We start from the raw sequence: 11,560 nt of genomic DNA on the forward strand, positions 1-11,560 counted from the left end.
TTACTGACCTCATGAAAAAGTATGGTGGCTCCTATGGCTTAGGTATTCACTATGCCCATCACATGCTTAAACACTGATTTCTTTTGTAAAATCCTCTACCAGCTTTGAGAGTTCCCAATTTCTGTTTATTGCAAAAGTCAGCGATGCTGATCATGCTCCTGCTGATCAGTTATGCAGGTTACACCCAGTCATTTAAACTAATGCGTTTTGATGAGAATTACCGTTACCTGCGTGATTCTGCTCCAACGTTTTATCATAAGATAAAATATACTTCACTCTCCGCTGAAAATAACATATACGTTTCTTTTGGAGGATCGGCGAGGTGGGAATATGTTGATTTTCATAATGAGGATTGGGGACGGCTGGGAACAGGCCATAACAATTTCTTATTGCAGCGCTACGACCTTCATGCGGATGTTCACTTCGGAGAAAGGATCCGGGTGTTCACGCAGCTGCGGAGTGCCTGGGAAGGAGGTCGTAAAAACGGTCCCAGGCCTATTGATGAAGATCATCTGAATATTCAGAACCTCTTTATTGATGCGCAGCTGTATAAACAGGGTGCACAAAGTTTCACTGTCCGCGCCGGCCGCCAGGAACTGGATTATGGCAGCGGGCGACTGATCTCCGTGCGGGAAGGGCCTAACCTGCGGCTTTACTTTGATGGTCTTAAGTTAATGTATGCCGCGGAAGGTTTTACCGCAGATGCATTTGCTATGGCAGCGGATACCGTGAACACAGGGGCATTCGACAATAAGATCAGTAAACAGGCGAACCTGTGGGGCCTGTATGCCAGGCGCATTTTTCAACGGGCCGGTAACCTCGATATTTATTACCTGGGCATCCGGCGCGATCAGGCCATTTTCGAAGAAGGAACAGCAAAGGAAGTAAGGCATACACTTGGTACGAGGCTTTGGAAATACGGTGGTGGCTTCATCTATAATTTCGAGGCGGCATGGCAGTTTGGAAAGTTTGGCGCTGCTGATATCAACGCCTGGACCGCTTCTGCAGATATCGGCTACATGTTTGAATCCGTAAAAGCACGGCCAACGATCAATTTACGTAACGATTACATCTCCGGCGACCGTAACAAAAATGATGGTAAGCTGGGAACCTTTAACCCGCTGTATCCCAAAGGAGGATATTTTGGATTCAGTCCGCAGATAGGCCCGGTAAACCTTATTGATATTCATCCCTATGCGACGGTGAATCCGAGTTCCAAACTGATGTTACAGGCCGACGTGGTGCTCAATTGGCGTTACTCCCTGCAGGATGGCGTATATCGCCCCAGTGGCAATTTTAACCTGGCAGGCGCTTCCTCCGGGAAAAGATACATCGGTACCGCTTATCTCGCAAGCGCGGTATATACGCTGAACAGGTTTGTTTCGCTGAATGCCGGTATCCAATATTTTAAGACAGGCGCTTTTATAGATGATCTGATCAAAGATCATAAGGACGGTCTATTCATTAACACGAGAGTCGCATTCAAATTTTAACAGGAAAAGTAAATTATTTATTATGAGAAATTATAAGAACAATCGCGGTTGGCGGATAGCAAAGATAAGTCTATTGCCACTGCTGTTTATATTGCTGCTGGAAACAACAGGTTATGCGCAGCAGACAGTAACTGCAGATACCACCGTGAAAACAACGCCGGTAGGCACTTCGAAAATATGGGGCAAGGTAGATGGGATCTCCATCGAAGGACTGGTACAGGGGCCTTCGGCCGCCGTATCCCCTTTACAGGTGGCTTGCGTGTTCGAATATACGGAAGGCGATATTTTTAATCCGCCTGCATTGCCCGCAGCGCTGAACGGTATGGTTCACCTGGATGAAGCCCTGCACGGACAAATTACGGCACTGCGCAAAAACGGGAAGTTTGCAGGGCATGCGTTGGAAACAATACTGATCACTCCAGCCAAAGGAGCCCTGAAAGCGCCCCGTTTATTATTGATCGGCCTGGGCAACCGTAATAACTTCACCCCGGATCTTATGACCTCGGTGGCAAGTGTGGCCATGCGTGAAGCATTAAATTTAGGGGTAAATAGTTTTTCTTTCGCCAGCGATATCAAAGACGCCGGTATCGATTCTCCTACCGCACTCGTTGCAGGCAATGTTACCAGGGGCATTATTGAAGCATATCGCACCCAGCTTTATCTCCGCAAAAATAATTTAGCTGCCCCTCCAAAAATAAACAGGGTAATACTGCTTGCCGGCCCCGCATTTTTCCTCACAGCCGGCGAAGGGATCAAAGAAGCGATTGCTTCGTTTCAAAACTAAAACAGACCAGGATGAAAAAGGCCGATTTAATTCTTTACAACGGTAAGGTACATACCGTAGACCGGCGCCAGCCTGCGGCAACTGCAGTGGCAATTAAAGAAGGTAAATTCATAGCTGTTGGAGATGATGCCACAGTACTGAATGGATTTCAGGGCCCCGGCACGGTGCTGATCAACCTGGAAAACAAAAGAGTGATACCGGGATTAAATGATTCACACATCCATTTAATCCGGGGCGGATTAAACTATAATCTTGAATTAAGATGGGATGGAGTTCCTTCCCTGGCAGATGCATTGCGGATGCTGAAAGTGCAGGTGGCGCTAACGCCATCGCCGCAGTGGGTGCGGGTGGTAGGCGGATGGACGGAATTTCAGTTCGCAGAAAAAAGAATGCCTACCCTGGATGAGATCAATGACATTGCGCCGGATACGCCGGTATTTATCATGCACCTGTACGACAGGGCACTGCTGAACCGTGCTGCATTGCAGGCAGTTGGCTTTACAAAGGATACGCCTGCACCGCCGGGAAGCCGGTTGGAGAAAGATGCCAAAGGCAATCCCACCGGGCTGTTGATAGCAACGCCCAATGCCCTCATCCTGTATGCCACACTTGCCAAAGGACCAAAGTTGCCATACGAGCACCAGGTAAATTCTACCCGGCACTTCATGACCGAGTTAAACCGCTTTGGCATCACCAGCGTTATTGACGCCGGTGGAGGCTTTCAGAATTTTCCTGATGACTATAAAGTGATCAGTGAACTGAATGAAAAAAAGCAACTGACGGTTCGTATTGCCTACAACCTGTTCACACAACGGCCTAAGCAGGAATACGAGGATTTTGAAAACTGGACCAGCTCCGTTACCCTTCACCAGGGAGACGACATGTACCGCCACAACGGCGCAGGTGAAATGCTGGTGTTTTCTGCCGCCGATTTTGAAGACTTCCTTCAGCCACGGCCGGAGCTGCCTGGCGCCATGGAAGAGGAGTTAGAACGGGTAGTAAGGTTACTGGTGGAGAAACGCTGGCCTTTCCGTTTGCACGCCACGTATAACGAAAGCATCACCCGGTTTTTAAATGTATTTGAGAAAATAAACAGGGAGATCCCTTTTAACGGGCTTCCCTGGATCTTCGATCATGCGGAAACCATTGATGAACGGAATATAGACCGCGTAAAGGCGCTTGGCGGCGGCATCGCCATTCAAAGCCGGATGGCTTTCCAGGGCGAATATTTTACCGATCGTTACGGAGCTGCTGCAGCTGCACATACCCCACCGGTGAAACAAATGCTTCAATCGGGAGTACCGGTGGGCGCAGGAACAGACGCCACCAGGGTGAGCAGTTATAATCCCTGGGTAGCGCTGTATTGGCTCACCGCCGGTAAAACCGTTGGCGGCCTGCAACTCTATGGCGACGCCAATAAGCTGAGCCGGGAAACCGCACTGGAACTGTATACCAGGGGAAGCGCGTGGTTTTCCGGGGAGCAGGAGAAGAAAGGCAGTATCAGTGTAGGACAATTGGCCGACCTCGCGGTATTGAACAGCGACTTTTTTGAAATAGAGGATGAAAAGATCAAGGCGATTGAATCCATCCTTACCATTGTTGGCGGAAAGATTGTATACGCCAAAGATGATTTCGCCACTCATGCTCCGCCATCCGTACCCGTTCTGCCTGACTGGTCGCCTGTGAAAAGCTACCCGGGATACTATAGGGATACTACCATTGCCGCCAGGATACCGGGCGCTGAAACAGCCACTGCTACCGGGATACATAGCTGCAAAGGTAGTTGTGATGTTCACGGGCATCATCATGATATTGCCCGTAAGAGCAATATCCCGGTCAATAATTACACCGCATTCTGGGGCGCATTTGGTTGCTCCTGCTTTGCCTTTTAACATGCATATTATGAACGATATTATCATATCCATTCTTTACTCTGACCTGGGCAGCACCTGGAACAATGCGGCCATGCTGTTGTTCCGCTGCCTGCTGGCCCTGGAGCTGTTCAGGGTACATGGCATGAAAAAGTTCCGTGTGGTGAACGGACAGAAGGAGCATGTGCCCAACCCGCTTCATTTACCGGAAAAGCTCAACGCATTGGTAGCTACGTTTTCAGATACAGTGGTGCCGTTCCTGGTGATACTCGGCATTGGGACCCGGCTGGTGATCCTGCCTACGATCGGGGTTACCGCCATCGGTTACTTTGTAGTACACGCGAAAGACGACCTGGAAGTGCGTGATGTACCTTACATGTACACGCTCTCCTTACTTTTTTTACTGGCGCTGGGCGCCGGTACCTATTCTTTGGATACCTTTTTATTGCTTCAACTATTTAATTAAAAAAAATGATCACACGCATTGGTATTAAACCGGAACACCTTTCCAGCGTAGCCCATTCGCTGGGAAAAATAATGGCAGATGAATTTGTGCTCTACACCAAAACCCTCAAAGCGCATTGGTGCGTAACAGGCCCGGATTTTCACAGCAAGCATTTATTTTTTGAATCCCAGTACGGGCAGATGGAAGAAATTGTGGATGATATAGCAGAAAGGATCAGGTCTTTGGGACATTTTCCCCCGGCATCATTAAAGGAATTTTTAAGTCTGACCCATCTTACAGAACAGTCCAGGGAAAAAAATGATGCGATAGGCCATATCAAAGAACTGCTGTCGGACCATGAGAGCATATTGATCCATTTGCGGGAAAATATAGATGGATACGTAACCGCCTTTCACGATGCCGGCACCAGCGACTACATCACCGGGCTGATGGAAAAGCATGAGAAAATGGCCTGGATGCTCAGGGCTCACCTGGAATAGGAGGGGACAGATAAAAAAGGATTTACACACTATAAAATTGAAACATGACAGAGGCTACGCACAATATCAATTGGGTAACATTTTTACTGGCATGGGTGGCGGGCTTTTGTGATACAGCCACCTTTGTATCAGGAGATGGTATTTTTTCTGCGCATGTAACAGGCAATTTTATTGTATTCGCAGCGCAGGTGGCGAAAGGTGGCGGCAACATTGAATCCTGGATGAAACTGGTCACCTTTCCGGTGTTTGTACTCGCTGTAATGGCCGGTGGATGGGCGGTTGAGAAAACGCAAAAAAAGTATAAGATACTCCTGGCAGAGGGTATAGTACTGATAATATGCGGAATTGGCGCTATTTTGCTGCCCATGTTAGCGGGAGGAGAAGAGAAAGTAATGATCTATTCAATTGTAATGATCACCGTGGTAGCGATGGGACTGCAGAATGCTTTTGGAAAATTATTTGCCAAAGAAACACACGGGCCCACCACCATGATGACCGGAAATGTTACCCAGGCCTCGCTGGATCTGGGAAACCTGATGCGGAAGGGCCGGAGTGGCGATGCTGTGGCATGGAAGGATTTTCAGGGCCAGGTATTCACCATCGGGGGATTTTTAGCCGGTTGCCTGATCGGCGCCATAATGGCTAAATGGCTGGGCCTTAGCGCTATCCTGCTGCCGGGAGTGGCTGTTGTTGTATGTTATTTGCAGGGAGAAGTTATGGCGCGTAAATTTGCGCCATGAGGAAAATTGTTCTGGTGAGAATATTGATAGGGGTGGCAATCGGATTGACGGTAATACTCCCGGTAACTACCGGTAAAGTGTACGGGCAACCGGTTGCCGGACCGGAAACAATAGGCCGGTTGGTTCAAAGCAGAAAAGCAGATACGGCTACCATCACCGCATGGATGAAATTGGGAGAGTCGTTCCTGGATAAACCAGGATCATTGGAACGGGATATGCAAAAGGCTTTCCAGATCGCCCGCCAGATGGAGAAATTAAGTATTGAACTGAAATACCCGGCAGGGCTTGGGCTGAGTAAACTGTTACTGGCAAAAGCCTACCGGGAATCCGGGCATGCCGCCGATGGCAGAAAAGTAAGTGAAGAAGCGGTTCGCCTTTTAAATGCTTATGGAACACCCAGGCTGAAAGCAGAAGGAATAGTGGAATTGGGTGGTACCTATTCCAATTCACCGGAAGATCTTCCGGCAAAGATCAGCTTATACAAGCAGGGAGCCGATATTTATCAAAGTTTGGGCGACAGCCTTTCTGTGGCTAAACTTAATGAGTTCAGGGGAGAACTGTTACAGCTGAACGGACAGTATACACAAGCGCTGGAGGTGCTGACCGAAGCTTTATCCGTTTACCGGCAAATGGGTTATCCGCGTTTACAGGGAATTTATTCGATTATGGGAGAAACCCATCACGAGTTAAATAATTTTACCCAGTCGCTCCGGTATAATTTACTCGCGGTGGAAGCAGGGGAAAAGACGGGCGACACCGGACCATTGATGACTACCGTATATAACCGTGTTGGGCTGAATTATTACAGCATTCAATACTATAACGAGGCCATTAATTATTTCAATAAAGCGTTAGCGCTTGCCCGGAACAATGAAGACACGGAAAGCATTAAAACCATGCTGGTAAATATTGCAGATGCCTGTCGCAATAAGGGCGAATACAGGCGAAGTCTGGATACCTTGTTTGTCAGATCGCAATATGGGCCCGATGCCATTGAATCGGAACGGATGCTGGAACCAATTATCTACATGAAGAACTATGTGGCGCTAAAAGAGTTCAACAAAGCAGAGCAGTACTTCAGAAGCCTTGTAAACTCCTACCAGCACAGCAATCCCTCCAACAGGACCAGCCAGCTGCTGCGCCTGGCGATTATCTATTATTTGCAGGCGGCAGGCCGTTTTCCCGGAACTATTCCCTACCTGAAAAGTTATGCTTACTATAAAGACAGTATACAATTAGCACTGGTACGCCGGGCCGAAGCGGAATACCTGTTTTACAGAACTGATTCGGCAATGGGTAATCTCTCTTCAGCTATCAGCCATTTGAGGCAGTATAAAGTGCTTTCGGATTCTTTAACCAGTGTGGCCCAGGCCAAACAACTGGGGATGCTGCAATTGCAGTTTGAAACCAGGCAAAAAGATAAAAATATAGAGCTGCTTACCCAGAAAAGTGAGCTCCAGGAGGTGTTGCTGCAAAATGAGAAAGTGTTCCGGAATGCGTTTGCCGCAGGCGTTGCGATGCTGTTCCTTTTTTCTGCATTGATGTATAACCGCTACAGGTTGAAGAAACGTTCCAACCTGGAACTGGAAAGCAAACAACGGGAAATAAACGATCAGAATGAAGTGCTGAAAAAGGTAGTGGAAGAAAAGGAGTGGTTATTGAAAGAAGTACATCACCGCGTTAAAAATAATTTACAGATTGTGATCAGCCTGCTCAATACGCAGTCTGAATACCTTGATAACGTAGATGCGATAACCGCCATCCGCAACAGTCAGCACCGTATGTACGCGATGTCGCTCATTCATCAGCGGCTTTACCAGGTTGATAATCTTGGAAAAATTGATATGAAATGGTACATCGGGGAATTGATTGGTTATATGAGAGAATCGTTTGAGAGAACGGATAAAATTTCGTTCACAAGAGAAGCCGATCCATTATTGCTGGATGTTGTTCAGGCAGTGCCTATTGGGCTGATCATTAATGAGGCTGTGAGCAATTCGATCAAATATGCCTTCCCGGCCGGTAAGGGAGGCAATATTTATGTTTCACTGAAACGTGTTAACGAAGATGATTGTTTACTGCTGATTTCCGACGATGGTGTTGGTTTTGCACCGGAGCTGGACCCACAGCATACCCAGTCGCTGGGAATGAGCCTGATGCATGGGCTTTCCGGCCAGCTGGATGGTCGGTTCAGGGTCTCTTCGGTTGCCGGGACCGGCGTTGAGATCAGGTTGTATTTCCAATGCAGGATCTTTAGTGCCATTACAGTTAAAACGTCTGAAGGATGAGCGTAAAAGAAAAGATATTGATCGTGGAAGACGAGTTTATCGTTGCCAATGATCTGCGTATTATGCTGGCGAAGGCTGGTTATACCATGTGTGGTATTGCTACTTCTGTTGAACAGGCCCGCGAGTTAATTGCGATCAAAGATCCCGACTGGGTGCTGCTCGATATTACTTTGAAGACGCCGGTGTCGGGAATTGAACTGGCCAAAGAGTTGTTTCTGCAGAAAAAGCCTTTTTTATTTATCTCCGCAAATACTAACCAGGCTACATTGGAAGCAGCAAAAACAACGCAGCCATATGGATTCCTTGTAAAGCCCTTCCGTGAGCGCGATCTGCTGGTAATGCTGGACATTGCCCGGTACCGTTACCGTGCGGAGCATGGCGCTGTTGAAAATAATACGGCGGTGGTAAATGATCATGAGAACAGCTTTCCGGATATTATTGGTAAGGGCGCTGCATTGAAAAAAGCCCTGGAGAAAATTCGCGCCGTGGCCTGCAGCAACAGCTCCGTATTGTTGCTGGGAGAAAGCGGAACAGGGAAGGAAAGATTTGCACAGGCTGTTCACAGGGCGTCCAACAGGAAAAATAAACCCCTGGTAACGGTTAATTGTGCGGCATTGCCATTATCTCTCCTGGAGTCGGAATTATTTGGCCACGAGCGGGGAGCCTTTACAGGCGCTAATCAGAAGCGGGTGGGTAAATTTGAACAGGCCAGCGGAGGAACTATCTTCCTGGATGAGATCGGGGAATTGTCTTTAGAGGCGCAGGTTAAGTTGCTGCGCGTATTACAGGAAAAGGAAGTGCATCGTCTGGGTGGCGATATGCCCATACCGGTGGATGTGCGGGTAATTGCGGCAACGAATCGTCATCTTGAAAAAGAAGTGGCCGAAGGAAGATTCAGGCTGGATCTGTATTACCGGCTGAATGTTTTTCCGGTGGAGTTACCGCCTTTGCGTGAAAGGAAGGAGGATATCCCGCCGCTGGTTGCTTTTTTTCTCAAAAAATTTGCATCCGCATTGGGAAAGCCGGTACCTGAAGTCAGTAAGGAAGCCATGCAATCGCTGTTGGAATACCGCTGGCCGGGCAATATCAGGGAATTGGAGCATATTATTGAACGGCAGGTTATTCTGACAACGGGTAACGAAATTGCGGATATTGATCTGCCGGTGCACCTGGAACAAAAAGCGGGGCCCACATCTTTTGAAACGATGGAACAGATGGAGCGGAACCATATCATGAATGCGTTAAAGCTATGCAGGGGCAAGGTGTCGGGTGCAAATGGCGCTGCCGCAATACTTGGATTGCCTGCGCAGACAGTATACTCCAAAATGAAAAAACACGGCATTGAATCAGGTTACAAATAGCATTCGTTACACGATTATTTTTTGAAATCCCGCTATATGGAAAAAGAAACAAGCAGGATAGAAGCCTTCAGCGATGGCGTTTTTGCCATTGCCATCACTTTGCTGGTCCTGGAACTGCATGTACCCCTGGAAGGAACAGGGAAAGAAGATTCGCTTTTAAAAAATCTGACCGCAGAATGGCCTTCTTTCATGGCTTTCAGCCTGTCTTTTTTCAGTATTTTCATTATGTGGGTCAATCACCACAAGATCTTCAAACAGATCTACCGGCGTAATACCCCGCTGATGTTTGCCAACGGGCTTATCTTATTCCTTGCCACCTGCGTTTCCTATCCTACAGCATTACTCGCCAGCTACTATCATACTTCATCAGCTCCTATTGCAGTGGCGATCTATACTGCCTTGTTTGTATGCATTAACCTGGCATTTAACCTGCTTTGGTGGATTGCCAGCCAGGACAGGCAACTATTAAGACCAGACATCACTGAGGAAGGCATTAAGCGCATAAAAAGAAATTATTTATACGGTATTCCGGTACATACCCTGGCTTTTATCCTGTCCTTTGTGGCGCCCACAACGGCTTTGATCCTCTGTGTTGCTTTGTGGATCTACTGGGCCTGCACCTCTGGTAAGCTTTCACTTAAAAGCAAATAGTTTCAATCATCTTTACTGGTAACGAAATGTTCTTTTTTGATCCCTAACCTTTGCATTTTTGAGATCAGGGTGGTAGCTGGCATCTTTAATTTTGTAGCAGCGCCATTGGGCCCTGAAATCCTTCCCCGGCATATTTTAAGCACCTTCAGAATGTATTCCCGCTCTATATCTTCCAACGGACGGATCTGAAAATTTTTGTCGCCTGAGCTGTTTTCCGCGCCAATTTGTTCAGGGAGCTGGATCATTTTAATGATACTTTTATTAGTCAGCAACACCGCACGTTCAATGAGGTGCTCAAGCTCACGGATATTACCTGGCCAGGCATAGGAAATTAATTTTGTCATTGCTTTTTGAGAGATGCCTGAAATTTTTTTCCCGGAATTTCTTGCGAACCTGTCTATAAAATAAGAGGTAAGCGGGGGGATATCTTCTTTACGTTTCCGCAAAGGAGGTAAGGTGATGGGGAATACATTTAACCTGTAGTACAAGTCGCTCCGGAAGCGATTTTGCGACACTTCCTTTTCCAGGTTCCTGTTGGTTGCTGCGATGATCCTTACATTCACCCTGATCGTTTTTCCACCGCCAACCCGCTCTATTTCTTTTTCCTGCAGTGCTCTTAATAATTTCACCTGTAGCTCAGGCGGTAATTCCCCGATCTCATCGAGGAACAGGGTGCTGTTATTAGCCAGTTCAAATTTTCCTATACGGCGGTCGGATGCGCCGGTAAAACTTCCTTTCTCATGTCCGAATAATTCACTTTCTATCAGGTTGGCCGGCAGCGCGGCGCAATTCACTTTGATCATGAGCTTTCCCCGGCGGGGAGATGCCTCATGTATGGCACGGGCCACCAATTCCTTGCCGGTACCGGTTTCCCCGAGTATAAGCACGGTGGCATCGGAAGGCGCTACTTGTGAAATTAAACGAAAGATCTTTTGAATTTCGGGCGACTGCCCAATGAAACCTGAAAAGCGGTTACCCGATTGTTCCTCTATCAGGTAAGCCTTTTCTTCTTCCAGCTGTTGCCTGTACCGGTTGATCTCTTCTATCTGTTGTTCTATCCTTTCATTTGCCAGCACATTGCACATGCCTGTTCCTACAAGGTCTGCCACACCTGAGAGCAGGTTGAATTTTTCAGGCGAGTATGCGCCTTCCCTGTTTGAATAAAGAAATAATACGCCCCTGTCCTGGTTGGCATTGGTGATCTTCACCAACATCATTTCTTTAATGCCAAGTTTGAACCAATAGTGAACATAAGGGGCTATATTTTCCTGTTGAGTAAGGGTAGCAAGTTGAAAGATCACCGGCTGGCCGGCCGACAGCGCGAGGTTGAAAACACCGTCGTTCACAGGGTGCTGACGGTGAATAATGGGACTATCTACTTTATCATTTTCCAGTTTTTTATCCCGGCTATGTAAAAATGGATAATG

General features: G+C 47.5%; 10 protein-coding genes. 9 read left to right on the forward strand and 1 reads right to left on the reverse strand.

The features are described 5' to 3' along the window. The first annotated feature begins 128 nt into the window (after window positions 1-128). Genes VIM72_RS16125 through VIM72_RS16165 form a run of 9 tightly spaced genes read left to right on the forward strand, consistent with a single transcriptional unit; the run spans window position 129 to window position 10,133 of the window. Window positions 129-1,493 carry an alginate export family protein gene (locus VIM72_RS16125; protein ID WP_332003853.1) on the forward strand — a complete coding sequence of 455 codons (1,365 nt, stop codon included), beginning with the start codon at window positions 129-131 and terminating at the stop codon, window positions 1,491-1,493. A gap of 22 nt (window positions 1,494-1,515) precedes the next feature. Beyond that, window positions 1,516-2,277, forward strand: coding sequence for a M17 family peptidase N-terminal domain-containing protein (locus VIM72_RS16130; RefSeq protein ID WP_332003854.1), 762 nt, complete (start codon window positions 1,516-1,518; stop codon window positions 2,275-2,277). A gap of 11 nt (window positions 2,278-2,288) precedes the next feature. Continuing rightward, a complete protein-coding gene (locus tag VIM72_RS16135) occupies window positions 2,289-4,169 on the forward strand; it encodes an amidohydrolase (RefSeq protein WP_332003855.1) in 1,881 nt (626 codons plus the stop codon). Window positions 4,170-4,179: 10 nt separating this feature from the next. Continuing rightward, complete coding sequence (locus VIM72_RS16140; protein WP_332003856.1) at window positions 4,180-4,614, forward strand: DoxX family protein; 435 nt, start codon at window positions 4,180-4,182, stop codon at window positions 4,612-4,614. A gap of 5 nt (window positions 4,615-4,619) precedes the next feature. Further along, window positions 4,620-5,093 (forward strand): DNA starvation/stationary phase protection protein, encoded by a 474-nt coding sequence (locus VIM72_RS16145; protein ID WP_332003857.1) that lies wholly within the window; start codon window positions 4,620-4,622, stop codon window positions 5,091-5,093. A gap of 44 nt (window positions 5,094-5,137) precedes the next feature. Then, entirely contained in the window at window positions 5,138-5,833 is a 696-nt protein-coding gene (locus tag VIM72_RS16150; RefSeq protein WP_332003858.1) for a YoaK family protein, read from the forward strand. Continuing rightward, on the forward strand, window positions 5,830-8,121 hold the full coding sequence (locus VIM72_RS16155; RefSeq protein ID WP_332003859.1) for a histidine kinase dimerization/phosphoacceptor domain -containing protein: 2,292 nt from the start codon (window positions 5,830-5,832) through the stop codon (window positions 8,119-8,121). Before VIM72_RS16150 ends, VIM72_RS16155 begins: the two co-directional genes overlap by 4 nt. After that, window positions 8,118-9,482 (forward strand): sigma-54 dependent transcriptional regulator, encoded by a 1,365-nt coding sequence (locus VIM72_RS16160; RefSeq protein WP_332003860.1) that lies wholly within the window; start codon window positions 8,118-8,120, stop codon window positions 9,480-9,482. Before VIM72_RS16155 ends, VIM72_RS16160 begins: the two co-directional genes overlap by 4 nt. A 36-nt stretch (window positions 9,483-9,518) precedes the next feature. Next, window positions 9,519-10,133, forward strand: coding sequence for a TMEM175 family protein (locus VIM72_RS16165; RefSeq protein ID WP_332003861.1), 615 nt, complete (start codon window positions 9,519-9,521; stop codon window positions 10,131-10,133). A 2-nt stretch (window positions 10,134-10,135) separates the two neighbouring features. Here the strand turns inward: VIM72_RS16165 and VIM72_RS16170 are convergent. Continuing rightward, on the reverse strand, window positions 10,136-11,560 hold a 1,425-nt coding region (locus VIM72_RS16170; protein ID WP_332003862.1), incomplete at its 5' end, for a sigma-54-dependent Fis family transcriptional regulator.

Origin of the sequence: Chitinophaga sp., from assembly GCF_036569185.1 — a bacterium.
Lineage (GTDB): Bacteria > Bacteroidota > Bacteroidia > Chitinophagales > Chitinophagaceae > Chitinophaga.

Coding starts and splice junctions, on each gene's coding strand:
- VIM72_RS16130 (WP_332003854.1), top strand. CDS start 1,516: ATGAGAAATTATAAGAACAATCGCGGTTGGCGGATAGCAAAGATAAGT.
- VIM72_RS16135 (WP_332003855.1), top strand. CDS start 2,289: ATGAAAAAGGCCGATTTAATTCTTTACAACGGTAAGGTACATACCGTA.
- VIM72_RS16140 (WP_332003856.1), top strand. CDS start 4,180: ATGAACGATATTATCATATCCATTCTTTACTCTGACCTGGGCAGCACC.
- VIM72_RS16145 (WP_332003857.1), top strand. CDS start 4,620: ATGATCACACGCATTGGTATTAAACCGGAACACCTTTCCAGCGTAGCC.
- VIM72_RS16150 (WP_332003858.1), top strand. CDS start 5,138: ATGACAGAGGCTACGCACAATATCAATTGGGTAACATTTTTACTGGCA.
- VIM72_RS16155 (WP_332003859.1), top strand. CDS start 5,830: ATGAGGAAAATTGTTCTGGTGAGAATATTGATAGGGGTGGCAATCGGA.
- VIM72_RS16160 (WP_332003860.1), top strand. CDS start 8,118: ATGAGCGTAAAAGAAAAGATATTGATCGTGGAAGACGAGTTTATCGTT.
- VIM72_RS16165 (WP_332003861.1), top strand. CDS start 9,519: ATGGAAAAAGAAACAAGCAGGATAGAAGCCTTCAGCGATGGCGTTTTT.